Below are 25,161 nucleotides of genomic sequence, written 5' to 3'. Positions count from 1 at the left end.
CCGGCCCTCGTCCGTCGGAAAGGCCCGAAGGACGCACCACCAAGAAAGGGATGGAAATGCAGCACCCCAGAAAGAAGGCCGTCGCAGCTCTCGCACTGTCGGCATTCCTGCTCGCCGGCTGCGCCGCGGGCGGTGACCAGGGCAGCGACGCCGCTGCCGGCGACTGCGCACCGGCCGACGGTCAGGTCACGCTCGAGTTCACCTCGTGGATCCCCGGTATCGAGGATGTCGTGAAGATCTGGAACGACGAGAACCCCGACATCCAGGTCAAGGTGCAGACGGGCCCCAACGGCAACAGCGGCACTTACCAGAACTTCTTCAACCAGATCGCGGCCGGCAACGCACCCGACCTCGGCCAGATCGAGTACGACGCACTCCCCAACTTCCTCGTGCAGGACGGCGTCGAGAACATCGCGAACTGCGGCGACGTCAGCTCCGCCAAGGACCAGTTCGTCGGCTGGGCCTGGAGCCAGGTGGCCCTGGACGGCGGGGTCTACGGCATCCCGCAGGACATCGGCCCCATGGGCCTGTTCTACCGCTCCGACCTGTTTGAGGCCAACAACATCCCCGTGCCGACGACCTGGGACGAGTACAAGGATGCCGCGAAGAAGATCCGCGCTCTCGGCGGCTACATCACGAACTTCTCGCAGTCGGACATCAACCAGTTCGCGGGCTTCGTCTGGCAGGCCGGCGGGCAGTGGTTCGACAACGGATCCGACGGCTGGAAGGTCTCGCTGACGGACGACGCCTCGACCAAGGTCGCCGACTACTGGCAGGACCTCATCAAGGAGGACCTCGTCAGCACCTACCCCGCGTGGACCGACGAGTGGAACAACGCCTACAACTCGAGCCAGGTCTGGACCTGGAACTCTGCGGTCTGGGGCGCCAACTCGATCTCCAGCGGCGCACCGGACACGTCCGGCAAGTGGTCCGTCGCACAGATGCCGCAGTGGAAGTCGGGCGACGCGGTCTCGGGCAACTGGGGCGGATCCTCGATCGCCGTGCTGAAGGGGAGCAAGCACCCCTACGAGGCGTCGAAGTTCGCGCTGTGGCTGAACACCTCGGATGAGGCGCTGACCGCGCTGAACAAGGCCGCCAACATCTACCCCGCGACCACCGAGGGCCTGAAGCTCCCATCGCTGGCCGAGGGCGTCGACTTCTACGGCGGACAGAAGATCTACGACGTGTTCGCGCAGGCGGCCACCGAGGTCACCCCCGACTTCGTGTGGGGTCCGACGATGACGCAGACCTATGCCGACGTCTCCGACGGCTTCAAGGCCGCCGTCTCGGGGTCGGGGACGCTCGCCGACGCTCTGCAGAAGGGTCAGGACGCGACCATCAAGACGCTCGAGTCGCAGTCGATCCCGGTCCAGAAGTAACACCGACCGTGATGCCCCGGGATGCCAGCGCGTCCCGGGGCATCACGCATTCCCGGCACGCCTCAGGCGCTGTCGCGCACGACCAGCGTCGCACCGATCTCCTGCGCGGACGCGGCCTCATCCGTCTCGATCATGCGGACGAGCACCTCGACGGCGCGAGAGCCCAGCGCGTCGAAGTCCTGCCGCACGGTCGTCAACGGCGGGCGGTACTCGGCGGCGTCCACGATGTCGTCGAAGCCCACGACCGCGACGTCCTCCGGCACGCGCCGGCCGAGGTCTGCCAGGGCACGCAGCAGGCCGAGAGCCATCTGGTCGTTCGCGACGAAGACGGCGGATGCGGTCGCGAAGGCGGACCCGCGCTCGTACCCCGATCGAGAGGTCCAGTCGCCGCGCTCCGGCTCGGGCACGGAAAGGCCGGCCGCAGCGAGCTCCTCGCGCCAGCCGCGCTCGCGCTCGGCCGCCGCGAAGGAGGTCACCGGGCCGGCGAGGTGATGCACCGTGCGGTGACCGGCATCCAGCAGGTGTCTGGTCGCGAGCCGGGCACCGCCCGCGTGGTCGGTCTGGACGATGGTGAAGCGGTCGTCCGGCGGCGAGTCGACCACGACGAGACGGAGTCCCGCGGGCGGCTCCGCACCGCGGGCGAGCCGCGTCGCCTCATTCAGGACGACGGCCCCGTCGACACCCTGGTCGCGCAGCTGCGAGAAGGCCTCGGCGATGTCGCGGGTGCCGGCGACCGTGACGATCGCGAGCGCGTAGTCGCGCTCGGCGGCGGCCTCCGCGATCGCCTGCAGCATCCTCGAGTTGCCGACGGAGGCGAGGGTGGAGACGACGAGACCGATCGTGCGGGTCTGCCCCGTGCGGAGTGCGCGTGCCGCGCGATGCATCCGATAGCCCAGAGCGCTCATGGCCGCCTCGACCCTGGCACGGGTGGCCGGATCGACGCGCGGGCTCTGATTCACCACGCGGGACACGGTCTGAGCGGACACGCCCGCGTGCGCGGCGACATCCGCCATCGATACCCGAACCATCGCGCCCCCGTCGTCATGTTGACGATATCACGCCTGAAATGTAGCGTGTTATCGTGAACACACCTCAGCAGGATGTCGCACTCCTCGGTGCGGGCGTCGTGAAGCGCCCCACACGTCTCGCCGACGGCCGCGAACTCATCTACTACGACGACCCCGACACGACCCTCCCGCCCGAGCGCAGCATCGACGCGCGCGAGCTGGCACCGCGTCCGGAGACCGCGACGATGCGCCTCGATGTGCTGACCGGCGACTGGATCTCCATCGCCGCCAACCGTCAGAACCGTGCGTTCCTGCCCCCGGCCGAGCTCGATCCGCTGGCCCCGCAGACGCCCACGAACCCCTCGGAGATCCCGTCGCGCTACGACGTGGCGGTCTTCGAGAACAAGTCCCCGTCGTTCGGCCCCGCCCTCGCCGTGGCGACCGACGACGTCCCGGCGGCCGTCGACCCGCCGCAAGGCCTCGCCGACCTGGCCGAGTACGGTCTCGGCCGCACCCGCACCTCCGTCGGGCGCACCGAGGTCGTGTGCTTCAGCCCCGAGCACGCCGGCTCGTTCGGCACCCAGAGCGTCACCCGTGCCCGCACCGTGATCGAGGCCTGGGCCGATCGCACGGCAGCACTGTCCGCGCTGCCCGGTATCCAGCAGGTCTTCCCGTTCGAGAACCGCGGGCAGGAGATCGGCGTGACCCTCCCGCATCCGCACGGGCAGATCTACGCCTACCCGTACGTCACCCCGCGCACGCAGCGCCTGCTGACCGCGCTCGAGCGCACCGGCGACGACCTGTTCGACCGCATCCTCGAGATGGAGTCGAAGAGCGAACGCATGATCCTGCGCGGCGAACACTGGAGCGCGTTCGTGCCGTTCGCCGCGCGGTGGCCGCTGGAAGTGCACCTCGTCCCCCACCGCCATGTCGCCGACTTCGCCGAGACGAACGATGCCGAGCGCGACGAGCTGGCACCGCTGTACCTGCGACTGCTCCGCGGCGTCGACGCGCTCTACGACACGCCGACGCCCTACATCGCCGCCTGGCACCAGGCACCCGTGCACACCGGTCGCGGCGGCGCTCGCCTGCATCTCGAACTGACCTCGCCGCGCCGTGCGGCCGACAAGCTGAAGTACCTCGCCGGGAGCGAGGCGGCCATGGGCGCCTGGATCGGCGACGTTCCGCCCGAGACCGCCGCCGCCCGCCTGCGCGAGGCCGTAGAAGGAGTATCGCTGTGACCCGGATGGATGCGGCCGCCGCCGCCCGCGACCTGTTCGTCGAGCTGACCGGCCACGAGCCCGTCGGCCACTGGTCGGCGCCGGGACGGGTGAACCTGATCGGCGAGCACACCGACTACAACGACGGCTTCGTGCTGCCATTCGCGATCGAGCACCGCACGCACGTCCAGCTGGGCCTTCGCCAGGACGGCCGCGTGCGCGTGGTGTCGACGTTCGACCCGGTGCCCGTGGAGGTCGCGCTCGACCAGCTCGACGCGCTCTTCCCCGAGGGGCGCGACGACGTACCCGAGTGGTCCACGTATCCGCTCGGCGTCGCGTGGGCGCTGTTGGCGGCGTCGGGTCGGGACGCCGCGAGCGTGACAGGTGTCGACATCGCGATCGCCTCCGACGTCCCGGTGGGAGCGGGACTGTCGTCCTCCGCCGCGATCGAGGGCGCGACCGCATCCGCTCTCAACGACGTGTGGGAGCTGGGCCTGGACCGCGTCGCCCTCGCCAAGGTCGGCCGCGTCGCGGAGAACGAGGCCGTCGGCGCCCCCACCGGGATCATGGACCAGATGGCGTCGATGCTCGGCGAGCAGGATGCGGCGATCTTCCTCGACTGCCGCACCCTCGACACCACGGTCGTCGACCTCGGTTTCGCGGCCGCGGGTCTTGCGCTGCTGGTCATGGACACGAACGTGAAGCACTCGCACTCGACCGGCGGCTACGGCGAGCGCCGTGCGTCGTGCGAGCTGGGTGCATCGATCATGGGGGTTCCGGCGCTCCGCGACGTGCGCGTCGAGGACCTCGCCGAAGCCCGGACGAAGACCGACGACGTGACGTTCCGCCGGATGCGCCACGTCGTGACCGAGGATCAGCGCGTGCTCGACACCGTCCGGACGCTTCGCGAGCAGGGTCCGCGCGCCATCGGCGAGCTGCTCCTCGCCTCTCACGCCTCCATGCGCGACGACTTCGAGATCTCGGTGCCCGAGCTCGACACCGCGGTCGAGGCGGCCATGGCGGCCGGCGCGATCGGCGCTCGCATGACCGGCGGCGGCTTCGGCGGCGCGGCCATCGCACTCATCGACGCGGACCGGGTCGATGCGGTGTCGGATGCGGTGCGCCGCGCCTTCGCCGACGCCGGGTTCACCGCGCCGACGATCTTCACCGTGACCCCGTCGGCCGGCGCGCACCGCGACGCCTGACCGGGCGCGACGACCCACCACCCGCGCGAAGGAGCATCGATGCACCGCGACGACGACACCACGGCACACCTGCGCGCCGCGGGTGTGAGCCTGCTGATCGAGCTCACCGACCCGGTTCCCCGCATCCTGCACTGGGGAGCGGACCTCGGCGATGCCGCCGATCTCGGCGCGGGCATGCGCCTGACGGGTGCTCCCGCCGTGCTGAACAACGCGCCGGATGCGGCCCGCACGTTCACGATCTGGCCGACCGAGCGCGACGGCTGGTCGGGGACCCCCGCACAGGCGGGCCACGCAGCCGGTGCGGCCACGACGCCGCGCCCGCGCCTCGTCGATGCCCGGGTGTCGCACGACGAGGCGGGGGGCGGCCGGGTCCGCATCCTGATGCGCGATGAGGTGACCGGCCTGGACGGCGAGGCGACATACGTCCTCGACCGTTTCGGCGTGCTGAGCGTCGCGCTCTCCCTCACGCGTCCGGCGGAGGGCGGCGCCGACGCACCCTACGACGTGGAGGCGCTGCGCGCCCTCATGCCGGTACCCGCCCGCGCGAGCGAGGTGCTCGACTTCTCCGGCAAGTGGGTGCGCGAACGCTCGCCGCAGCGTGGCGCGCTGCGCGACGGCAGCCACGTACGGCGCGCGCGGCGGGGCAAGCCGGGGCACGATTCACCGTTCCTGCTCGCGTTGGGAACGCCGGGCTTCGGCTTCGGGCATGGAGAAGTCTTCAGCGCGCACCTCGCCTTCTCGGGCGACGCCGAGTACCTCGCGGAGAGGCTGCCGGAGAGCGCGGGGGCGCTGCGCTCGGTCATCGGCGTCGGCGAACTGCTCCGTGCCGGCGAGATCCGTCTCGCGCCCGGCGAGCGCTACGACGCTCCGCTCGCGATCTTCACCTGGTCGGATGCGGGCCTCGACGGCCTCTCGGACCGTCTGCACCGGCGCCTGCGCGCACGCAGGGCGCACCCCTCCTCGCCGCGCCCGCTGACGCTCAACACCTGGGAGGCGGTCTACTTCGACCATGACCTGTCGCGTCTGTCGGCGCTCGTCGAGCGCGCCGCGGAGGTCGGGGTCGAACGCCTCGTGCTCGACGACGGCTGGTTCCGCCACCGCCGATCCGACCGTGCCGGTCTCGGCGACTGGTACGTCGACGAGAGCGTCTGGCCCGAGGGACTCGGGCCCCTCGTGAGGCAGGTGCGCGCGGCGGGCATGCAGTTCGGCCTCTGGTTCGAACCGGAGATGATCAGTCCGGACTCGGACCTCGCGCGCGAGCATCCGGAGTGGATCCTCGCCCCTGCCGAGGGTCTCGGCGGCACGTCCCGGCACCAGCAGGTGCTCGACATCGCCCGCCCCGAGGCGTGGAACCACCTGCTGGAGCGCATCAGCTCGCTCGTCGCGACGTACGACATCGACTACCTGAAGTGGGATCACAATCGCGACCTGCTCGAGGCCGTCGCACACCGCGGCGACGGCGACCGTCCCGCGGTCCACAGGCAGACCCTCGCGCTGTACCGACTGCTCGACGAGCTGCGGCGCCGGCATCCCGGTCTCGAGATCGAGACGTGTTCCGCGGGCGGCGGGCGCGTGGATCTCGGCATCCTGGAGCGCACCGACCGCGTGTGGGCCTCCGACTGCAACGACCCCGTCGAGCGCTCCCAGATCGAACGCTGGACTCGTCTGATCGTGCCGCCCGAGCTGATCGGCTCCCATCTGGGCGATGCCGAGGCGCACACGACCTCCCGCGTCACCGACCTGTCGTTCCGCTTCCTCACGGCGCTCACCGCGCACGCCGGGATCGAGGCGGACCTGACGCGCCAGGACGACGAGCAACGGGCCGCGACCCGCGCCTGGGCCGACCTCTACCGTGAGCTCCGCCCTCTGGTGCACACCGGTCGCGTCGTCAACGCGGACCTCGCCGACGACACGACGCAACTCACCGGCATCGTCGCGCAGGACGGATCTCGTGCGCTGTTCACCTGGGCACGGCTGGCGAGCTCCGCCGACGGCCAGGTCGGCCGCATCCCGTTCCCGGGACTCGATGCGGGGGCGAGTTACGGCGTCCGCATCCGCTCCGAGGTGGGCCGTGCGAAGCGGCGCGACGTCGCTCCCCCGGAGTGGATCAGCCGTGCCCTGGAGGAAGAGGTCGTGCTGCCCGGGGCCGTCCTGGCGACAGCAGGGGTTCCGCTTCCGACGCTCGATCCGCAGCAGGCGATGCTCTTCGACGTGAGACTCCTGGGCTGACCGAGGCCACGGCGGGGATGCGGTGAGCGGAGCGCGCCTCGAGGGATGCACGCGCTCCGCTCACCGGATCCCCTCCGCTCACCGCATCCTGCGCGTCATGCGTTGCCGGTCGCGATCAGCTCGTCGACCTGCTGCTCGCTCACGGGCGCGTTCGGGAAGGCGGCGAGGCGTCCGATCGGGAACGACGCCATCATCTTGATCATCCCCGCGTCGTCACCGAACATCGCGGTGATCGCCGGGCCGATGACCGGCGCGGTCGCGGGGTTGTCCAGCAGCTCGCCGATCGACGATTCGCGCGACAGCGGCGGACGCACCTCGTCACCGGTCAGCTGCAGCGCGACGGAGGAGCGGATGTCACGGCTCGACGCCGCCACATCGAAGACGTACTCACCCGGCTCCACGACCCAGCCGTCGACGCGGATGTCCCAGTAGGCGAGGTCGCTCCGGCGGATGATGAGCTCGGCCGTGCGGGTCTCGCCCGCATCCAGCGCAACCGACAGGAACGACTTCAGCTCCCGCGGCGCCCGCTGCACGGCGGAGGCTGGCAGGGAGGAGTAGACCTGCACGACCTCGCGCCCGGCGACGTCGCCCGTGTTCGTGACATCGACCCGCACGCGCACGTCACCCGTCTCGGTGACCTCGGCCGTCGCATCCCCGTAGGCGAAGCTCGTGTACGAGAGGCCGTGTCCGAACGGGAAGGCGACGTCCTTCGCGGCCGCGTCGAACCCGCGATAGCCGACGAGGAGACCCTCGCCGTAGCGGACGTGGCCGAACTCGCCCGGGAAGCTGCCGTGCGAGGGGGTGTCCTCCAACCGCAGCGGGATCGTCTCGGTGAGCTTGGCCGACGGGTTGACGTCGCCGAAGAGCACGTCGGCCGTGGCCGAGCCGCCGGCCTGGCCGAGCAGCCAGCCCTCGAGAATCGCCGGCACGCGCTCGGCGAAAGGCAGCGCGACCACGCCGCCGTTGGAGAGCACGACGACCACGTGGGGGTTGGCCTTGACGACCTCGTCGACGAGCGCGAGCTGCACGGCAGGCAGATCGATGTGCGTCCGGTCGAAGCCCTCGGACTCCTCCGCGGCGGGGAGGCCGAGGAACAGCACGACGCGTTCGGCGGATGCGGCGGCGGCGACCGCTTCGGCACGCAGCGCGTCCGCATCCCCGCTGCCGTCGAAGGTGAAGCCCGCTGCGTACGCGACGTCGCCGTCAGCCGCCTCGCGGATCGCGTCGAGGGCCGCGTCCACCCGCGTCGGGTTGATGAGGGAGGATCCCGCGCCCTGGAAGCGCGGCTCGGCGGCGAACGCGCCGAGGACGGCGATGCGCTGCGAGCGGCCGAGGGGCAGGATGCCGCCGTCGTTCTTCAGCAGCACGATCGAGCGACCCGCGGCCTCGCGGGCGAGCGCGTGGTGGGCATCGACGTCCAGCGTTCCGGATGCGGCGGGCCGCGCTCCGGCCTTGCGCACGAGATCGAGCACGCGGCCCGCAGCGAGATCCACGGCGGCCTCGTCCAGCGACCCGTCCCTCACGGCGGCGACGAGCTGCGCGTCGGTGCGACCGCCACTCGAGGGCATCTCGAGATCGAGCCCCGCCACGACGCCGGCGACCCGGTCGTTGACTGCGCCCCAGTCGGACACGACGAGCCCCTCGAAGCCCCACTCGCCGCGGAGCACCGACGTGAGCAGCCAGGGATCCTCGGAGGCGTAGACGCCGTTGATGCGGTTGTACGAGCACATGACGGTCCACGGCTTCGCATCCTCCACGACGCGCTGGAAGCCTCGCAGGTAGATCTCGCGCAAGGGCCGGGGATCGACGTCGCTGGAGACGCGGAGCCGGTCGGTCTCCTGGTTGTTCGCGGCGAAGTGCTTGAGCGAGGCTCCGACGCCCCGCGACTGGATGCCGCGGACGAGGCCGGCTCCCATGACGCCCGAAACGATCGGATCCTCGGAGAAGTACTCGAAGTTGCGGCCGCACAGCGGGGAACGCTTGATGTTGACACCGGGGCCGAGGATCACGGCGACGTCCTCGAGCGCGGACTCCGTACCCAGAGCTACCCCCACCCGCTCCGCGAGCTCGGGGTCGAACGACGAGCCCAGGCCCACAGCGGGCGGGAAGCACGTGGCGGGGACGCTCTGTGCGAGGCCGAGGTGATCGCTCGCCGCCGACTGCTTGCGCAGTCCGTGAGGGCCGTCGGTCATCATGATCGAGGGCACCCCGACCCGGTCGATCGGCTTGGTGGTCCAGAAATCGCGGCCGCTGGTGAGCGAAGCCTTCTCCTCGAGCGTCAGCTCGGCAGGGGACACGTCCGTCATGGTGCTCCTTCGTGATCACGGCGCTGCTCCGCGCCGACGCGAAAAGCTTATGTCGCTCGGTTTTCGTCGCACAAGCTGTTTCGGGCATATCCTCGGGAACATGACGCGACGGGGGTCCTATGCGAAGGGCGTCGCCCGGCGCGAACAGATCCTCGAGGCAGCGCTGGCCGTGATCGCCCGCGAGGGCTACCGCGCCGCATCCGTCCGTGAGATCGCGGACGCCGTCGGACTCAGTCAGGCCGGCCTGCTGCACTACTTCGACAGCAAGGAGCACCTGTTCGTCGAGATCCTCCGCAAGCGCGACGAGCTCGACCTGCGCGCCTACCACCCCGAGGGCGGCGAGGAACTGCCCGAGGCGTACGAGCGGATGATCGCGCACAACGCACAGGTGCCCGGGCTCGTGCACCTCTTCGCGCGGATGTCGGTCGAGGCGAGCGATCCCGCGCATCCGGCGCACGCGTACTTCGCCGACCGCACCTCCGGATTCCTGGACGGCCTCCGCGACTGGTTCCAAGAGGCGGCCGATGCCGGGCGGATGGCGCCCGAGGTGTCACCCGCGACCGCCAGCAGGCTCGTGCAGGCGGCATGGGACGGCGCGCAGCTCCAGTGGCTGCTGGACCCCTCGGTCGACATGGCCGCGATCGTCCGCGCCGCGTTCCAGAGCGCGCTGACCGGACGCGAGGCGCAGCTGCGATGACCGATCCGCTCGTCACCATCTCGACCGGCACCCTCCGCGGCCTCCGCCGCCCGGGCTCCCTCGCGTTCCTCGGCATCCCCTTCGCCGCCGCTCCCATCGGCGAGCACCGCTTCGCCGCACCGCAGCCCGAGGCACCCTGGGACGGCGTGCGCGATGCGACCGCCTACGGCCCGACCCCGCAGCGCGGAGATACCGGGATCACCCTCATCCCCGAGCCGTCGGTGCCGGGCGACGCGACGCTCAACGTGAACGTCTTCACACCGGACACGGATGCGGCGGCCCCCTCCCCCGTGCTCGTGTGGATCCACGGCGGCGGCTACATCTCCGGCTCTCCCGCGAGCCCCTGGTACGACGGCGACACGTTCGCCCGTGCGGGGATCGTGGTCGTGACCCTCTCGTACCGGCTCGGTTTCGACGGGTTCGGGGCCATCGACGGCGCCGTGAGCAATCGCGGCGTGCGGGACTGGATCGCGGCTCTCGAGTGGGTGCAGCAGAACATCGCCGCGTTCGGCGGCGACCCCGCGCGCGTGACGATCGGTGGGCAGTCGGCCGGCGGCGGGGCGGTGCTCACGCTACTGGGGATGCCTGCGGCGCAGCACCTCTTCTCGGCAGCGTGGTCGATCTCCGGTGCGCTCGGGGACGTCCCGCTCGACGAGGCGCGTGCCCGCGCCACCCGTCTGGCCGTCGCCGCCGGAGTGAGCGCGGACCGCGACGGCTTCGCCTCGGTGCCCGAGGAGAGGCTGCACGCCCTGCAGAGCACGATCGAGCTCGCCCCGCACCGCGGACGGCTCGCGCCGCTGCGGGAGATGATCGCCGAGCGCGCGTGGGGTCCCGCCGTCGACGGCGACCTGCTCCGCACCGACACCCCGACCTCGATCACCGGCGGAGTCGGCGCCGACAAGCCGCTGCTGCTCGGCTCCACGGCCGACGAGTTCACGATGGTGACCGACTCCTTCGCCCACAAGCTGCGCCTCGTCCCCGCCTCGCTGGCGTTGGCCGCTCTGGGACTCGACCGCCGGCGGCGGCGCGCCTACCTGCGCGACAACCCGGCTCCTCGCGCGAAAGGGACGGCCGCCCTGCTCGGGCGCTACGTGACCGACCGCGTGTTCGGCGCGCTCGTGCCGCGGGTGGCAGACGCCCGGCGGTCGGCCGCCCGCACGTGGGCGTACCGCTTCACCTGGCCCTCGCCCACGATCGGTTGGGCCTGCCACTGCCTCGACGTGCCCTTCTGGTTCGGACGGCTGGAGGCCGACGGCGTCGCGAGGATCGCCGGCCCGCATCCGCCCGCATCCCTCGCTGAACGGATGCACGCGACGGCGGTGGCCTTCATCCGCGACCACAGCGCGGCGTGGACGCCGTGGGGCGAGGCGCCCGGCACCACCCAGGTCTTCGACCTCGACTCCCCCGTTGTCGACGACGGCTACGCCGGCACGGCCGCCCTCCTCTGAGGTCGCGTTTCTTTCCGCGAGCTGGAGTCAGGCCTCGCGGGGCAGCGGCGGGATGAGGACGGCGCGCGGCATCCGCTGACGCATGACGGCGACCGCATCCGCGTTGTCGTCGACGAGCACGGCGTGCCGACCGAGCGGAGCGGCGACCGCGCCGGTGGTACCGCTTCCCGCGAAGAGGTCCAGCACCGCGTCGCCGGGACGACTGGATGCCTGCACGATCCGGCGCAGCACCCCCTCGGGCTTCTGCGTCGGATACCCGGTCTTCTCACCGCCGGAGGTCGGCACGATCGTGTGCCACCACACATCCGTCGGCAGCTTGCCGCGCGCGGCCTTCTCGGCGGTGACGAGTCCCGGCGCCATGTACGGCTCGCGGTCCACCGCATCCGCGTCGAAGAAGTACCGCGCCGGATCCTTCACGTACACGAGGATCGTCTCGTGCTTCGTCGGCCATCGGCGCCGGCTCTTCGCGCCGTAGTCGTAGGCCCACACGATCTCGTTCAGGAACCGGTCGCGACCGAACAGGGCGTCGAGCATGACCTTCGCGTAGTGCACCTCGCGGTAGTCGAGGTGCAGGTACAGCGTGCCGTCGTCGGCCAGCAGGCGCCAGGCCTCGAGCAGCCGCGGCTCGAGAAAGCCCCAGTAGTCGTCGAAGCGGTCGTCGTACGCGCGCAGATCGCCCCGCAGTCGTGCGTACTCCTGCCCGCGGAAGCCGGGCTGGGAGGCCGCATCCGGCGCGGGCGCGGTCGCCGTCTCGATCGCACGGATGCGGGAGCGCCCGGTGTTGAAGGGCGGATCGAGGTACACGAGCGTGAACGCTCCGGAGGGGAGCTCCTTGGCAACGGCCAGATTGTCGCCGTGGTGGATGGCGACGGTTCCGGGGGTGGACCCGCTCACGGCACGCGCTGCAGCCACGCATCCGTGGCGAACTTGCTCGCAACGAGCGCCTCCGCCTCGGCGTATTCCTCTTCGGTGATATGCCCGGTCGTCGCGCCGTACATCGTGGAGAACGTACTGATGAAGCGCTCGATGATCTGCTCGCGCGGCAGTCCCGTCTGGCGCCGCAGCGGGTCGACGCGCTTGGCCGCCGAGACCGTGCCCTTGTCGCTCAGCTTCTCGCGCCCGATGCGCAGCACCTCGGTCATGACCTCGCCGTCGAGGTCGTAGCTCAGGGTCGCGTGGTGCAGGACGCCGCCGTTGGCGAGGCGCTTCTGCGCGGCACCCCCGATCTTGCCCTGCGGCGAGGAGATGTCGTTGAGCGGCTGGTACGTCGCCTCCACCCCGAGCGAACGCAGCGCCTGCAGCGCCCAATCGTCGAGGAACGCGTACGAATCGGCGAAGGTCATGCCGGCCACGAGGGACGCCGGAACGTACAGCGAGTAGGTGATGATCGCGTTGGCGCCCATCATCATCGCGCCGCCCCCCGAGATTCGCCGCACGACGTCGTAGCCGTGGCGGGCCGCTCCCTCCGGATCGACCTCGTTGCGCAGGGATTGGAAGGAGCCGATGACCACGGCGGACTCGTTCCACTCCCAGAGCCGAAGGGTGGGGTTGCGGCGGCCGTCCCCCACGCGTGCGGTGAGCACCTCGTCGAGCGCGAGGTTCATCCGCGGCGAGACGGGCGCGTCGTGCACGACCTCCCAGGAGAAGTCCTTCCAGCCGGGAGCGGTGACCAGCGCCCGTCGCACGACGGTGCCGACCGCCTCGGGCGAGAAGCCGAGCAGCTGCGCGCCGTCCGGAAGCGCCGCGCGCACGGCGGCGGCGATCGCGGCCGCATCCGTCTCGACCGAGAGTCCCTCGATCGCCCGGTTGATGTCGCTCAGCGCCTCGTCCGGCTCGAGGAAGAAGTCGCCCGCGAGGTGCACGTCGGCGATGCGCCCCTCCCGCACCTCGAGATCGACGACAACGAGCTTGCCCCCGGGGACCTTGTACTCACCGTGCATGATCTCAGCCTAGGTCGCCCGCTCACCCGCGGCCCCGCATCCGCTCTCGCTCCCGTTCCCGTTCCCGCCCGCAGTCTCGCGGAAGGTGGAAGGGAAAAGCGGCGGGGCGGGACGCCTCAGACGCGGGAAGGGATGCGGGCGTCGAGCCAGGCGAGCAGGTCGGCGCGCACGTCGGCCTGCATGACCTCGTTGAAGATCTCGTGGCGCGCGCCGGGGTAGACGAGGGTCGTGACGTCGGTGAGCCCGGAGCGCTCGCGGTACTCGGCGGCGAGCTTGTGAACGCTGCGGGGACCGCCGACGGTGTCGTCGCGCCCGACCATGAGCAGGATCGGGATGTCGCGGCCCAGATTCCGGCGCGGACGCCCGAACAGTCGCGCGGCGTCGACGGGTCCGAAGAGCTTCAGCAGGGGCGTGCCCGTGGTGAGCGGGTCGTCGGCGAAGGCGCGGCCGACGGAGAGGTCGCTCGACAGCCACGCGGTTCCCGTGGTGTCCTCTCGCCGCCACGGCGCGTTCAAGTTGCCGGCGTTGAGGGTGCCCGGCAGCCGCAGCGCCGAACCCGACAGCACGACCGCGTCGTAGGCCTCCGGATGCCGGTTCACCAGGATCTGTGCGAGGAACGATCCCCAGGAGTGACCCAGCAGCACGAGCGGCAGGTCGGGGTTCTCGTCGCGGATGCGGCGGGTCAACTGCCAGACGGCATCCACCGCCGCCCGGTGCCCGCCGCGGCCGAGCCGGCCGAGCCGCGCGGGATCGCCCCACTGCTTCATGCCGGTGCGCCCGTGCCCGCGGTGGTCGTCCGCGTAGACCGTGAAGCCGGCTTCCGTGAGGGCGGAGATCAGCACGGGATAGCGGCGGGCGTGCTCACCCACGCCGTGCAGGAGCTGCACGACACCGCGCACAGCACCCTGGGCGGGATGGACGTCGTAGACGATCTCGACGCCGTGCGCGTCGGTGAACTCCGGCATGGTCTCGATTTTATGGGTTCCGCGCAGCGCTGACGGGTGTAGCCTCTGGTCGATAAAGCTAGAAAAGCGAGACAAATTCATGAATGCTCCGTCATCCCGCCGCTGGGCGGGCCTGGTCTTCATCAGCGTCGCGGTGTCGCTGATCATCGTCGACTCGACGATCGTGAACGTCGCCGTGCCCTCGATCGTCGACGAGCTCGGCGTCTCCTCGACCGAGGTGCAGTGGATCCAGGAGGCGTACACCCTCGTCTTCGCCGCGTTTCTCCTGCTGTTCGGGTCGATCGCCGACCGGATCGGGCGGCGACGGCTCATGCTCATCGGCGTCGTCATCTTCGCCCTCGCCTCCATCGGCGCGGCGCTCGCCCCGGACGGACGCCTGCTGATCCTCGCCCGCCTCGTGCAGGGTGTGGGCGGTGCGATGATCCTGCCGACCACCCTCTCCCTCATCAATGCGACCTTCCGCGGCAAGGAGCGCGGCATCGCGTTCGCTGTGTGGGGCTCGACGATCGGCGGCATGGCGGCCGTGGGGCCCCTGCTGGGCGGATGGCTCACCACGGCGTTCTCGTGGCGCTGGGCGTTCGGCATCAACCTGCCCCTCGCCGTCATCATCGTGATCGGCGTCCTGATGACCGTCCCGGAGTCCCGCGAGTCGGCCCGACGCGGCATCGACGGAGTGGGCGCATTCCTGTCGGTCGTCCTCTTCGGCTCCCTCGTGTTCGGACTCATCGAGGGGCGCACGTACGGCTGGTGGCAGAACACCGACACCACCTTCTCGCTCGGCTCGTTCACCTGGCCGTTCTCGATCTCGCCCGTACCCGTCGCCTTCGCGATCGCCGTGGTCGCGCTCATCGCCTTCATCGCGTGGAGCGCACACCGGGTCCACCGCGGTCGCGCGGCCCTCCTCGATCTCTCGCTGTTCCGGATCGGCACCTTCCGCGACGGCAACCTCGTCGCGCTCACGGTCGCCCTCGGCGAGTTCGGCATCATCCTGTCGCTGCCCCTGTGGCTGCAGTTCGTCCTCGGCTTCGACGCGCTGCAGACGGGTCTCGTTCTCCTGGCCCTCGCGATCGGCTCCTTCGTGGCGAGCGGCTTCGCCGGCGCCGCATCCGGCCGCGTGACTCCGGTCGCGATCGTGCGGGTCGGGCTCCTCGCCGAGATCGTCGGCATCGTCTGGGTCGGCCTCGTCGTCGCCCCGGATGCGGCGTGGGGCTGGCTGCTCCCGGCGCTGTTCGTCTACGGGTTCGGCGTGGGGCTCGCGACCGCGCAGCTCACGGGCGTCATCCTCCAGGACGTCCCGGTCGAGCTCTCCGGGCAGGGCTCTGGCACGCAGTCCACCTCCCGACAGGTCGGCGCGGCGCTCGGCGTCGCGATCCTCGGAACGGTGCTGTTCACCTCGACCGGCGGCCTGCTGGCGAGCTCGCTCGACGATGCCGGCGTGCCCGCATCCCAGCGCGATGAGATCGTCTCGAGTGTCGTCGACTCCGCAGGCGGCGCCATCGCGGGCCTCGCCGCGAACCCGCAGACCGCCGAGATCGCGACCGCGGCGGAGACCGCGTTCTCCGACGGCACCCGCTACGCCGCGTTCACCGCGGCGGGGTTCATCGCCGTGGGTCTGGTGGCGACGCTCACCCTCGGCGGCCGCCGCCGCGAGGAGGTCGAGACCGGGTAGCGCACGGATCCTTAGCAAGACTAATGAGCTATGCTAAGGATCGAGATGATCGACGAATCCCCCCGCGCCGCCGAAGCGGCTGAGCTGCGCATGTCGGTCTTCCGTCTCGCCCGGCGCCTGCGCGCCCAGCGCGCGGTCGACTCGATGAGCGACGGACAGTTCTCGGTGCTCATGGCACTGAAGGTCAACGGCACGCGCACGCTCGGCGAGCTCGCCGCGCGCGAGCGGGTGACCGCGCCGTCGATGAACCGGACGGTCAACTGCCTCGAAGAGTCGGGCTACCTCGAGCGCCGGAGCGACGACACCGACCGCCGCAAGGTCAACATCGTGCTCACGGATGCGGGCCGCGCCGTCGTCGAAGAGACCGTGCGCCGTCGCAACGCGTGGCTCGAGGAGGCGCTCGACGAACTGGACGCCGATGAGCGCGCGACGCTGCACGCCGCATCCGAGATCCTGCGCCGGGTGGCGGAGCGATGAGCGCGATGTTCCGCTCGATGCGGCTGTTCAACTACCGCGTCTGGTTCCTGGGCGCGCTCGTCTCCAACATCGGCGGCTGGATGCAGGCGACCGCCCAGGACTGGGTGGTGCTGACGCAGCTCACCGACAACGACGCCACCGCCATGGGCATCACGATGGCGCTGCAGTTCGGACCACCCCTCGTCCTCGTGAGCATCACCGGCTGGGCGGCCGACCGCTTCGATCGACGACGGATGCTGCTGCTCACCCAGTCGACGCTGATGCTGCTGGCGGTCGCCGTCGGCGTCCTGCTGCTGACGAACGTCATGACGCTGCCGCTCATGTGGTGCTTCGCGGCGGCGTTCGGTGTCGCCAACGCGTTCGACGCACCGGCACGTCAGGCGTTCGTGACCGACATCGTGTCGCGCGACGACGCCTCCAACGCCGTCGCGCTCAACTCCGCATCCTTCAACGCCGCACGTCTGCTCGGTCCGGCGATCGGCGGCGTGCTGATCGTGCTGGTGGGCACCGGGTGGGTCTTCATGGTCAACGCGGGTACCTTCCTCGCGATGCTCGTCGCGCTCATGCTCGTGCGGGTACGTGAGCTCGTGCCGCGCACCCGTGCGCCGGGCGGCGCGCGACTGGCAGACGGCTTCCGCTACGTCGCGGGCCGGCCGGATCTGAAGGTGATCTTCGCGATGGTGTTCCTGATCGCGGCCTTCGGCATGAACTTCCCGATCTTCGCCTCCACCATGGCCGTGCAGTTCGGGCAGCAGGCCGACGGGTACGGTCTGCTGAGCTCCGTGCTCGCCATCGGCTCTCTCGCAGGCGCGCTGCTGGCCGCACGGCGCGATCGCGCCCGGATGCGGGTCGTGATCGCGGCGCTGGGAGCCTTCGGCGTCTTCTCCCTCGTCTCCGCCGCGATGCCGACCTACCCGCTCTACGCCGTGAGCCTCGTGTTCGTCGGCTTCAGCACCGTCACGATCCTCACGACCGCGAACGGCTACGTGCAGACCACGACGGATCCGGCCCTGCGCGGCCGTGTTCTCGCGCTGTACATGGCGGTCATCATGGGCGCCACCCCCATCGGCGCCCCGATCGCCGGCTGGGTCGCCGACACGTGGGGACCACGCGCCGCGATCGACGTCGGCGCCGTCGCGGGCCTCATCGGCTGCGCGATCGGCGTCACCTGGCTCCTCGCATCCGGCCGGGTGCGCCGCGACCCCGAGGCGCGCCTGCGCTTCGAGATCGACGAGACCCGGCCCGTCCGCGTCGTCGCTCCGGAGGAGTTCAGTGACGAGGTCGCCGCGGCCACCGCGCCGGTCACCCTCCCGGATGCGGCAGCGCGCCGCCGCATCCGCCGCCGCTTACCCCGCACCGCCCGCGCCCCGCGTCCCTGACCCGCCGGCCCCGGCCCGCCGCCGCGCTCGAACGTCGGAGATTCGGCCCGATGTCGGAGGTTTCGGGCCCGATCCTCCGACATTCGGCCGATTCTCCGACCGGGGCGACGGCAAGCGCGCGGGTCAGGCCTCGCGGGTGATCGTGACCTTCACGTGCAGGTTGCTCTTGAACGGGCCCGCGTACACGCCGCGCAGCGGCGGCACGTCGTTGTAGTCGCGTCCGCGCCCCACGAGCACGTGACGGTCGCCGATCTCGATGTTGTTCGTCGGGTCGAAGCCGGTCCACTCTCCGGCGAACCACTCGACCCACGCGTGCGACTCCCCCGTCACGGCGACGCCGACCTCGGCCTGCGGACGCGGATGCAGGTAGCCCGACACGTAGCGCGCCGGGATGCCCACGGAGCGCAGCGCACCGATGGCGATGTGCGCCATGTCCTGGCACACGCCCTTGCGCGCCTCCCACGCGTCGATCGCCGTGGAGTGCACCCCGGTCACACCGTGCATGTACTCGACCGCATCCCCGATCGCGACGCAGATCTCGTGCGCCGCGCGGCCCGGGTCGTCGTGCCGCGATGCGTAGGATGCGGCGAGCTCGGCGACCTCGGGATGCGGACGCGTACGATGCGTCTGCGTCAGCTGCTCGACGGTCTCGAGCGAGCGCGCGGCCTCGACCGCGAGGCGGTCCCAGGTGATGCCGGTGTGCTCGATCGGCCGCGGACGCACCTCGACGAGCGAGCGCGCGGTGATCGTCAGTGCCTGATGGGGCGAGAGCACGTCGAACGCGCTCACCCGTGTGCCGAAGTAGTCGACGTAGGTGTTGACGGCCGTCGACGGCTCGATCTCGAGCGCCGCGCTGAGCACGAACTGGCTCTCGGTGGTGCCGGGAAGCATCCGCGCCTCGTTGTAGGAAGCGGAGACGTCGCCGCCGTACCGGAAGCCCGTCTCGTGCTCGATCCGCAGCCGCTTCATGAGGTCTCTCCGATCCAGCTGGGCTCGGCCTGCGTCGGGAAGAAGCGCTGGCGGATGGCATCGGACGCTTCGCGCGTCACGGTCTGCACCCGGAGCATATGAGCGGGAAGCTCGCTCAGGATGTCACCGATCGGCAGGTACTCGAGGTCGTTGCGGATGCGGCCGAGCGCCCGCAGGACCTGATTGGACTGCCCCACGCGGTCCTCGCGCGGGTCGATCGCCGAGATGCACTCCTCGGCGCGCGAGATCGAGTAGATGATCGAGCGAGGGAAGAGGCGGTCGAGCAGCAGGAACTCTGCCGCGTTGCGCGCGCTCGGCATCCCGCGATAGGTGCGCAGGTACGCCTCGTACGCACCGCAGGAGCGCAGGATGGTCGTCCACGACGGACCCGATGCCTCGGTCAGCGACCGGGTCGCGAGCAGCCGCGCCGTCATGTCGGCGCGTTCGATCGACCGACCGAGCGTGAAGAACTGCCAGGCCTCGTCCCGGCTCGTCGACGAGTCGACGACGCCGACCGCGAGCGCGGCGCGCTCGCGCACCCACTGGAAGAACTCGTGCACCTTGTCGGTCTGCAGTCGCCGCGGCATCCGCGCGTTGGTCGTGTTGAGGCACTCCCACAGCTCGGTCGAGACGATCTCCCGCGCGCGGCGGGCGTTCTCGCGCGCCGAGGTCAGCGAGTAGAGGATGCTGGAGGGGTTCATGCGGTCGACGGCGAGGCGCGCGAGCACGTGCTCGCGGGTGACCGTCTCGACACCGTCGGGCGGCGAGGATCCCATGACCGCGAGCAGCGAGCGGCAGGCGGTGTCCTCGTCGATCCAGGGGTCCTCGAGCAGCAGCTGCAGGTGCACGTCGAGGATGCGGGCGGTGCCGTCACTGCGCTCGATGTAGCGCCCGATCCAGAACAGGCTTTCGGCGATCCGGCTCAGCAGCATTGCGCACCCCCCTCTTCCTGGTGCAGCTGTTGCTGCTGCTCCTGCTGCTCGACGTTCGAGCGGGGGCGGTCCTGCGGCGAGTGGTCGACCTCGTCGGGAGTGACCTCGAGTGCCGCATCCGTGATGATCGGGATGGCCTGCGTGATGGTCGAGGCCTGGTCGGCCACGAGCCCCGCCAGCCCTTGCCCCTGCCCGTACTCGACGTGGCCCGGGGCCGCGCCGCCGACGACCCACGTATCCTTCGACCCGCCGCCCTGGCTGGAGTTGACGACGAGCTGCCCCTCCGGGAGCGCCACACGCGTGAGACCGCCGGGCAGCACCCAGATGTCGTCGCCGTCGTTCACGGCGAACGGTCGCAGGTCGGCGTGACGGGGCCGCATCCCGTCCTCGACGAGCGTCGGGATGGTGGAGAGCATGACGACCGGCTGCGCGATCCACCCGCGAGGATCGGCCAGCAGGGTCTTGCGCAGCGTGTCGAGCTCGGCGCGCGAGGCGTCGGGACCGACCACGAGCCCCTTGCCGCCGGAGCCGTCGACGGGCTTCACGACGAGCTCGTCGAGCCGGTCGAGCACCTCTTCCAGCGCCGCCGGGTCCTCGAGCCGCCACGTGTCCACGATCGGCAGGATGGGCTCCTCCGACAGGTAGTAGCGGATGAGGTCGGGCGTGTAGGTGTAGAGCAGCTTGTCGTCGGCGACGCCGTTGCCCACCGCGTTGGCGATCGTGACGTTGCCCATGCGCGCGGCGAGCATGAGCCCCGGCGCACCCAGCATCGAGTCGGCGCGGAACTGCAGCGGGTCGAGGAAGTCGTCGTCGACGCGGCGGTAGATGACGTCGACGCGCTTGGGGCCGCGGGTGGTGCGCATGAAGACGCGCCCGCCCATGCAGAGCAGGTCGCGCCCCTCGACGAGCTCCACACCCATGAGTCGCGCGAGCAGCGTGTGCTCGAAGTACGCCGAGTTGTAGACGCCCGGCGTGAGCACGACGACATTGGGGTCGTCGATCCCGGGCGGGGCCGAGGCGCGCAGGGCCGCGAGCAGCTTGTTGGGGTAGTCGCCCACCGGACGCACGCGCATCGAGAGGAACAGCTCCGGCAGAGTCTGCGCCATGACCCGTCGGTTGGAGATGACGTAGCTGACGCCCGACGGCACGCGCACGTTGTCCTCGAGCACGCGCATCTTGCCGTGCTCGTCGCGGATGAGGTCGATGCCGGACACCTGGATGCGGACGCCGTTCGCCGAGTGGATGCCGGCGGCCTGGCGGTAGAAGTACTGGCTCGACGCGATCAGGCGCGCCGGGATCACCCCGTCGCGCACGCAGTTCTGGCGGCCGTAGGCGTCGTCGAGGAACGCTTCGAGGGCCCGGACGCGCTGCTTGACGCCGGCCTCGATCTCGCTCCATTCCGCGTAGTCGATGATGCGGGGCACCGCATCCAGCGGGAACGGCCGCTCCTCACCCGCGAAGTCGAAGGTGACGCCCTGGGCGAGGTAGCTGGAGGCGAGCGACTCCGTGCGCCCGCGCAGTTCCTCCTGCGTCATGCGCGCCAGCGCCTGGTAGAGCTCGCGGTAGGCGCTGCGCGACTCCGCCGCTGCGCCGGGATGCGCGGGATGACCGAACATCTCGTCGAACGCGGGCAGCCCCTGCGGGGTCTTGCGCGGCGCGAGAGTGGAGCCGTAGCCGTCGAACAAGTCGCCCATGCGATGAGCCTAATCGCGCGCGTATTGCCAGGATGTTTCTCCGCCGTTCGCGCGGTGGATTCGGGCAACCACTCGGCGTGAGTACACGCCGCGCGCGGCGAGGCGCGCCGCCCCGCACCGCTTCACGCACCACCGCATCCGCGTCTCACCTAGGCACGCGCGACGCTTCGAAAACCTGCACAACCGAGACACGCACACCACGCATGAGCCCACCACGCACGCGTCTCACTTATGGACGCCCCGCAGCATCCGTGTCTCACTTATGGGCGCGCACCGCAACCGGAACGTGAACAACCGAGACACGCAGGGGATGCCGGGGCGCACCCGAACGCGGGCCCCGTGCCCGTGCCGGCGGTCCGGCGACCCACGTCAGGCGGTGAGGACGAGCTTCAGCTGCTCGATCGCCCAGTCCAGCTCCGTCGCGCGCACGACGAGCGGCGGCGCGATGCGGATGGTCTGGCCGTGGGTGTCCTTCACGAGCACCCCGCGCCCGAGCAGTCGCTCGGCGACCTCGCGCGCGGTCCCCTGCGCGGGGTCGATGTCGACGCCGGCCCAGAGTCCCGCTACGCGCACCGCGCTGACGCCGTGGCCGACGAGGTCGTTCAGCCGCGCCTCGAGGTGCTCACCGAGCGCCTTCGCACGCTGCTGGAACTCACCCGTGGCAAGCATCTCGACCACGCGATGGGCCACGGCGGCGGCCAGCGGGTTTCCGCCGAACGTCGAGCCGTGCTCGCCGGGACGGATGACGCCCAGCACCGCCGCGTCGGCCGCGACGGCGGAGACGGGGAGGATGCCGCCGCCCAGCGCCTTGCCCAGCACGTACATGTCGGGCACGACGCCCTCGCGCTCGCACGCGAACGTGTAGCCGGTGCGGCCGAGACCCGATTGGATCTCATCGGCGATGAACAGCACCTCGTGGCGGGTGCAGGTCTCACGCACCGCGGCGAGGTATCCCGCGGGAGGCACGATGACGCCTGCCTCGCCCTGGATCGGCTCGATCAGCACGGCCGCGGTGCTGTCGGTGATGGCCGCTTCGAGGGCGTCCGCGTCACCGAACGGTGCCGCGACGAACCCGGGTGTGAACGGGCCGAAGTCGCCGCGCGCCTCAGGGTCGTCGCTGAAGCCGACGATGGTCGTTGTCCGGCCGTGGAAGTTACCGCCCGCGACGACGATCTCGGCCGCACCGGCAGGAACCCCCTTCACCCGGTACGCCCACGCGCGGGCGACCTTGATCGCGGTCTCGACCGCCTCGGCGCCCGTGTTCATCGGCAGGACGAGGTCCTTGCCGCACAGCTCGGCGAGCGCTGCCGCGAAGACCCCGAGCTGGTCGTTGTGGTACGCCCGGCTCGTCAGGGTGAGGCGCGTGAGCTGCTCCTGCGCGACCGCCACGATCGCCGGATGCAGGTGCCCGAAGTTGAGGGCGGAGTACGCCGACAGCAGGTCGAGGTAGCGCTTGCCCTCGACGTCGGTGACCCACGATCCCTCACCGCGGGAGATGACGACCGGCAGCGGGTGGTAGTTGTGGGCGAGGTGCGCGTCCTCGGCCGTGATGATGTCGCTCGTGGTGGTGTCGAGCACAGACATGTCGGTCTCCTTCATCGACGTCATCGACGCAGCTCCAGCGTGCAGCACTTGATGCCGCCGCCGCCGAGCAGCAGCTCGGACAGATCGATCAGCACGGGGTTGTACCCGCGCTCGCGCAGCTGCGCCTCGAACCCCTTCGCGCGGGGCGAGATGAACACGTTGTAGCCGTCGCTGGCGGAGTTCAGCCCGAAGACGTCGCCGTCCGCATCCGAGACGCGGATGGCGTCGGGGTAACGCTCGGCGAGGATCTTCTGGCTCGCCTCGTCGAACGCGCCCGGAAGATACGCGATGTTCGCCTTCTCGACGCCGCCGGGGCCCTCGACCGGGTCCAGCACGGCGATCGCGGTGTCGAGGTGGTAGAACCGCGGATCCACGAGCGTGAGCGAGACGACCTCACGGCCGAACACCTCTCCGACCTCGCGGTGGCTGTCACCGGTCGAGCGGAACCCGGTGCCGGCGAGGATCGTGTTCCCCACGAGAAGGAAGTCGCCCTCGCCCTCGTTGACCTCCTCGGGTCGGGCGACGCGGAACCCGTTCGCGGCGAACCAGTCCATGAACGGCTCCGCCTCCTCCGCGCGCTCGGCGAAGCGGAACTTCGGGCCGTAGGCGACACCGTCGATGACGAAGCCGCCGTTGGCCGTGTAGACCATGTCGGGCAGCCCGGGCACGCCGTCGATGAGGCGCACCTCGTGGCCGAGCGCGACGTAGGCGTCGTACAGCGTCTGCCACTGCGCGACGGCCTTGGCCGTGTCGGTCGGGTCGGCGGGCCGCATCCACGGATTGATGGAGTAGCTGACCGTGAAGTGCTCGGGACGGCACATCAGGTAGCTGCGGCGCTGGGCGATACGGGATGAGGGCACGGATGCGGTGGACATTCAGCTCCTTCGACATACGGCGGACGCTGTCCTGGGGCCCGGCGGAGCTGTCAGAGAGCCGGCGACACGGGCACGCCGGATGACATTCTCGCACGATGAGGCCGATCACGACCGGAAGCCCGCACCCGATGCGGCCGTGCCAGGCTGGAGCGCACACCCCTGTCGAAGGAGACCTATGAAGCAGCGCACACTCGGACCGTTCTCCGTCTCGGCCATCGGCCTCGGAGCCATGCCCCTCTCGATGAACAACGACAACGAGCTCCCCGACCGGCAGAGCGCGATCGCGACCGTGCACGCCGCGCTGGATGCGGGCGTGACGTTCATCGACACGGCCGACATCTACGCCCCGAGCTGGGATTCGATGGGGCACAACGAGCAGCTCGTCGCCGAAGCCCTCGCCTCGTGGGGCGGCGACCGCTCGTCGATCGTGGTGACGACGAAGGGCGGCATCACGCGCACCGAGGAGAAGGACTTCGGCCGCGACGGCTCGCTGCAGTACCTGCGCGGCGCCGTCGAGTCGTCGCTGCGGCGCCTGGGCACCGACGTCATCGACCTGTATCAGTACCACCGCCCCGACCGCTGGATCGTCTACGGCGAGATCATGCAGAACCTCAAGACCCTGCACGACGAGGGCAAGGTGCGCGCGCTCGGCATCTCGAACGCGAGCATCGAGGAGATCCAGATCGCCCAGGAGGTCCTCGGCGATGCGCTCGTGAGCGTGCAGAACGAGTTCTCGCCGCGCCATCCCGGCAGCTACAAGGAGCTGACCTACTGCGCGGATGCGGGACTCGCGTTCCTCCCCTGGAGCCCGCTCGGCGGCACCGGCGGCGGCGGACGCTCGGTCGGCGAGCGCTTCCGCGTGTTCTCCGAGGTCGGCGAGGCGCACGGCGTCAGCCCGCAGCAGGTGGTGCTCGCCTGGGAGCTCGCCCTCGCCGACACCGTGATCCCGATCCCGGGCGCACGGCGTGCCGCATCCATCACCGACAGCGCGAAGGCGGCCGATCTGGAGCTGTCCGCGGACGAGATCGAGCGGCTGTCCTACTCGGTGGGCATCGACGCCTGACGCGCGAGAGGACGAAGGGATGCGGCGGGCGATCGTTCCGGCCGCATCCCTTCCTCGTCGATAGCCCCGTGGCGTCCGGTGGTCACAGAGCGGGTCTATGATCAGACGTCCGATAGTTGCGGA

20 protein-coding genes are annotated in these 25,161 nt (G+C 70.6%); 10 read left to right on the top strand and 10 right to left on the bottom strand.

Annotation, left to right across the window (positions count from 1 at the left end; genetic code table 11):
• Positions 1-56: 56 nt before the first annotated feature.
• On the top strand, positions 57-1,379 hold the full coding sequence (locus tag EHF32_RS14655; protein WP_137418874.1) for an ABC transporter substrate-binding protein: 1,323 nt from the start codon (positions 57-59) through the stop codon (positions 1,377-1,379).
• 62 nt (positions 1,380-1,441) lie between these two features.
• On the opposite strand, the gene EHF32_RS14650 is transcribed toward EHF32_RS14655, so the two are convergent.
• A complete protein-coding gene (locus EHF32_RS14650; protein WP_238343729.1) occupies positions 1,442-2,407 on the bottom strand; it encodes a LacI family DNA-binding transcriptional regulator in 966 nt (321 codons plus the stop codon).
• Between the two features lie 53 nt (positions 2,408-2,460).
• On the opposite strand from EHF32_RS14650, the gene galT reads away from it, so the two are divergent.
• Genes galT through EHF32_RS14635 form a run of 3 tightly spaced genes read left to right on the top strand, consistent with a single transcriptional unit; the run spans position 2,461 to position 7,040 of the window.
• The gene (gene galT, locus EHF32_RS14645) at positions 2,461-3,627 is read left to right on the top strand and encodes a galactose-1-phosphate uridylyltransferase (protein ID WP_137418873.1); all 1,167 of its coding nucleotides are present in this window, start codon (positions 2,461-2,463) and stop codon (positions 3,625-3,627) included.
• Positions 3,628-3,632: 5 nt separating this feature from the next.
• Positions 3,633-4,811 (top strand): galactokinase, encoded by a 1,179-nt coding sequence (galK, locus tag EHF32_RS14640; RefSeq protein WP_137419273.1) that lies wholly within the window; start codon positions 3,633-3,635, stop codon positions 4,809-4,811.
• Between the two features lie 39 nt (positions 4,812-4,850).
• Positions 4,851-7,040, top strand: a complete 2,190-nt coding sequence (locus EHF32_RS14635) for an alpha-galactosidase (protein WP_137418872.1) — start codon at positions 4,851-4,853, stop codon at positions 7,038-7,040.
• 95 nt (positions 7,041-7,135) lie between these two features.
• Here the strand turns inward: EHF32_RS14635 and EHF32_RS14630 are convergent, their stop codons facing one another.
• Positions 7,136-9,346 (bottom strand): glycoside hydrolase family 3 C-terminal domain-containing protein, encoded by a 2,211-nt coding sequence (locus EHF32_RS14630; protein ID WP_137418871.1) that lies wholly within the window; start codon positions 9,344-9,346, stop codon positions 7,136-7,138.
• 100 nt (positions 9,347-9,446) lie between these two features.
• Here EHF32_RS14630 and EHF32_RS14625 point away from each other — a divergent pair, with 100 nt between their 5' ends.
• Complete coding sequence (locus EHF32_RS14625) at positions 9,447-10,043, top strand: TetR/AcrR family transcriptional regulator (RefSeq protein WP_137418870.1); 597 nt, start codon at positions 9,447-9,449, stop codon at positions 10,041-10,043.
• Positions 10,040-11,491, top strand: coding sequence for a carboxylesterase/lipase family protein (locus tag EHF32_RS14620; RefSeq protein WP_137418869.1), 1,452 nt, complete (start codon positions 10,040-10,042; stop codon positions 11,489-11,491). The genes EHF32_RS14625 and EHF32_RS14620 overlap by 4 nt, the downstream gene beginning before the upstream one ends.
• A 27-nt stretch (positions 11,492-11,518) precedes the next feature.
• Here EHF32_RS14620 and EHF32_RS14615 read toward each other — a convergent pair whose 3' ends face one another.
• The 3 genes from EHF32_RS14615 to EHF32_RS14605 all read right to left on the bottom strand — a co-directional run bounded on the left by EHF32_RS14615 (position 11,519) and on the right by EHF32_RS14605 (position 14,396).
• Positions 11,519-12,385 (bottom strand): DNA-methyltransferase, encoded by an 867-nt coding sequence (locus EHF32_RS14615; protein ID WP_238343728.1) that lies wholly within the window; start codon positions 12,383-12,385, stop codon positions 11,519-11,521.
• Complete coding sequence (locus EHF32_RS14610) at positions 12,382-13,431, bottom strand: lipoate--protein ligase family protein (RefSeq protein ID WP_137418867.1); 1,050 nt, start codon at positions 13,429-13,431, stop codon at positions 12,382-12,384. The genes EHF32_RS14615 and EHF32_RS14610 overlap by 4 nt, the downstream gene beginning before the upstream one ends.
• A gap of 116 nt (positions 13,432-13,547) precedes the next feature.
• Positions 13,548-14,396, bottom strand: a complete 849-nt coding sequence (locus EHF32_RS14605) for an alpha/beta fold hydrolase (RefSeq protein WP_137418866.1) — start codon at positions 14,394-14,396, stop codon at positions 13,548-13,550.
• A gap of 79 nt (positions 14,397-14,475) precedes the next feature.
• Between EHF32_RS14605 and EHF32_RS14600 the strand changes: the two genes are divergently transcribed.
• Genes EHF32_RS14600 through EHF32_RS14590 form a run of 3 tightly spaced genes read left to right on the top strand, consistent with a single transcriptional unit; the run spans position 14,476 to position 17,921 of the window.
• Positions 14,476-16,065 carry a DHA2 family efflux MFS transporter permease subunit gene (locus tag EHF32_RS14600; protein ID WP_137418865.1) on the top strand — a complete coding sequence of 530 codons (1,590 nt, stop codon included), beginning with the start codon at positions 14,476-14,478 and terminating at the stop codon, positions 16,063-16,065.
• 45 nt (positions 16,066-16,110) lie between these two features.
• Positions 16,111-16,542 carry a MarR family winged helix-turn-helix transcriptional regulator gene (locus EHF32_RS14595; RefSeq protein ID WP_234073733.1) on the top strand — a complete coding sequence of 144 codons (432 nt, stop codon included), beginning with the start codon at positions 16,111-16,113 and terminating at the stop codon, positions 16,540-16,542.
• A 5-nt stretch (positions 16,543-16,547) separates the two neighbouring features.
• Complete coding sequence (locus EHF32_RS14590) at positions 16,548-17,921, top strand: MFS transporter (RefSeq protein WP_137419272.1); 1,374 nt, start codon at positions 16,548-16,550, stop codon at positions 17,919-17,921.
• A 123-nt stretch (positions 17,922-18,044) separates the two neighbouring features.
• On the opposite strand, the gene EHF32_RS14585 is transcribed toward EHF32_RS14590, so the two are convergent.
• From EHF32_RS14585 to ddaH, 5 genes are all read right to left on the bottom strand, one after another.
• Positions 18,045-18,890, bottom strand: a complete 846-nt coding sequence (locus EHF32_RS14585; RefSeq protein ID WP_137418863.1) for a transglutaminase family protein — start codon at positions 18,888-18,890, stop codon at positions 18,045-18,047.
• Positions 18,887-19,819: an alpha-E domain-containing protein gene (locus EHF32_RS14580; protein WP_137419271.1), complete on the bottom strand. Its 933-nt coding sequence runs from the start codon at positions 19,817-19,819 to the stop codon at positions 18,887-18,889. The genes EHF32_RS14585 and EHF32_RS14580 overlap by 4 nt, the downstream gene beginning before the upstream one ends.
• Complete coding sequence (locus EHF32_RS14575) at positions 19,813-21,516, bottom strand: circularly permuted type 2 ATP-grasp protein (protein ID WP_137418862.1); 1,704 nt, start codon at positions 21,514-21,516, stop codon at positions 19,813-19,815. The genes EHF32_RS14580 and EHF32_RS14575 overlap by 7 nt, the downstream gene beginning before the upstream one ends.
• A 369-nt stretch (positions 21,517-21,885) precedes the next feature.
• A complete protein-coding gene (gene rocD, locus EHF32_RS14570) occupies positions 21,886-23,100 on the bottom strand; it encodes an ornithine--oxo-acid transaminase (RefSeq protein ID WP_137418861.1) in 1,215 nt (404 codons plus the stop codon).
• Between the two features lie 20 nt (positions 23,101-23,120).
• Positions 23,121-23,975 carry a dimethylargininase gene (gene ddaH / locus EHF32_RS14565; RefSeq protein WP_137418860.1) on the bottom strand — a complete coding sequence of 285 codons (855 nt, stop codon included), beginning with the start codon at positions 23,973-23,975 and terminating at the stop codon, positions 23,121-23,123.
• 175 nt (positions 23,976-24,150) lie between these two features.
• Here ddaH and EHF32_RS14560 point away from each other — a divergent pair, with 175 nt between their 5' ends.
• A complete protein-coding gene (locus tag EHF32_RS14560) occupies positions 24,151-25,038 on the top strand; it encodes an aldo/keto reductase (protein ID WP_137418859.1) in 888 nt (295 codons plus the stop codon).
• The last annotated feature ends 123 nt before the right edge of the window (positions 25,039-25,161 follow it).

Source organism: Microbacterium sp. RG1 (assembly GCF_005347485.1).
Taxonomy (GTDB): Bacteria; Actinomycetota; Actinomycetes; order Actinomycetales; family Microbacteriaceae; genus Microbacterium; species Microbacterium binotii_A.
Note: the sequence above shows the minus strand (reverse complement) of the source record. Positions and strands in the feature narration are given on the sequence as shown.

What these genes read in the sequence shown, in the direction of transcription:
- EHF32_RS14595 (WP_234073733.1), top strand. Translation starts at nt 16,111, where the DNA reads ATGATCGACGAATCCCCCCGCGCCGCCGAAGCGGCTGAGCTGCGCATG.
- EHF32_RS14635 (WP_137418872.1), top strand. Translation starts at nt 4,851, where the DNA reads ATGCACCGCGACGACGACACCACGGCACACCTGCGCGCCGCGGGTGTG.
- EHF32_RS14605 (WP_137418866.1), bottom strand. Translation starts at nt 14,396, where the DNA reads ATGCCGGAGTTCACCGACGCGCACGGCGTCGAGATCGTCTACGACGTC.
- EHF32_RS14625 (WP_137418870.1), top strand. Translation starts at nt 9,447, where the DNA reads ATGACGCGACGGGGGTCCTATGCGAAGGGCGTCGCCCGGCGCGAACAG.
- EHF32_RS14630 (WP_137418871.1), bottom strand. Translation starts at nt 9,346, where the DNA reads ATGACGGACGTGTCCCCTGCCGAGCTGACGCTCGAGGAGAAGGCTTCG.
- ddaH (WP_137418860.1), bottom strand. Translation starts at nt 23,975, where the DNA reads ATGTCCACCGCATCCGTGCCCTCATCCCGTATCGCCCAGCGCCGCAGC.
- EHF32_RS14560 (WP_137418859.1), top strand. Translation starts at nt 24,151, where the DNA reads ATGAAGCAGCGCACACTCGGACCGTTCTCCGTCTCGGCCATCGGCCTC.
- EHF32_RS14575 (WP_137418862.1), bottom strand. Translation starts at nt 21,516, where the DNA reads ATGGGCGACTTGTTCGACGGCTACGGCTCCACTCTCGCGCCGCGCAAG.
- EHF32_RS14650 (WP_238343729.1), bottom strand. Translation starts at nt 2,407, where the DNA reads ATGGTTCGGGTATCGATGGCGGATGTCGCCGCGCACGCGGGCGTGTCC.
- EHF32_RS14610 (WP_137418867.1), bottom strand. Translation starts at nt 13,431, where the DNA reads ATGCACGGTGAGTACAAGGTCCCCGGGGGCAAGCTCGTTGTCGTCGAT.
- rocD (WP_137418861.1), bottom strand. Translation starts at nt 23,100, where the DNA reads ATGTCTGTGCTCGACACCACCACGAGCGACATCATCACGGCCGAGGAC.
- EHF32_RS14655 (WP_137418874.1), top strand. Translation starts at nt 57, where the DNA reads ATGCAGCACCCCAGAAAGAAGGCCGTCGCAGCTCTCGCACTGTCGGCA.
- EHF32_RS14590 (WP_137419272.1), top strand. Translation starts at nt 16,548, where the DNA reads ATGTTCCGCTCGATGCGGCTGTTCAACTACCGCGTCTGGTTCCTGGGC.
- EHF32_RS14620 (WP_137418869.1), top strand. Translation starts at nt 10,040, where the DNA reads ATGACCGATCCGCTCGTCACCATCTCGACCGGCACCCTCCGCGGCCTC.
- EHF32_RS14600 (WP_137418865.1), top strand. Translation starts at nt 14,476, where the DNA reads ATGAATGCTCCGTCATCCCGCCGCTGGGCGGGCCTGGTCTTCATCAGC.
- galK (WP_137419273.1), top strand. Translation starts at nt 3,633, where the DNA reads ATGGATGCGGCCGCCGCCGCCCGCGACCTGTTCGTCGAGCTGACCGGC.
- EHF32_RS14585 (WP_137418863.1), bottom strand. Translation starts at nt 18,890, where the DNA reads ATGAAGCGGCTGCGGATCGAGCACGAGACGGGCTTCCGGTACGGCGGC.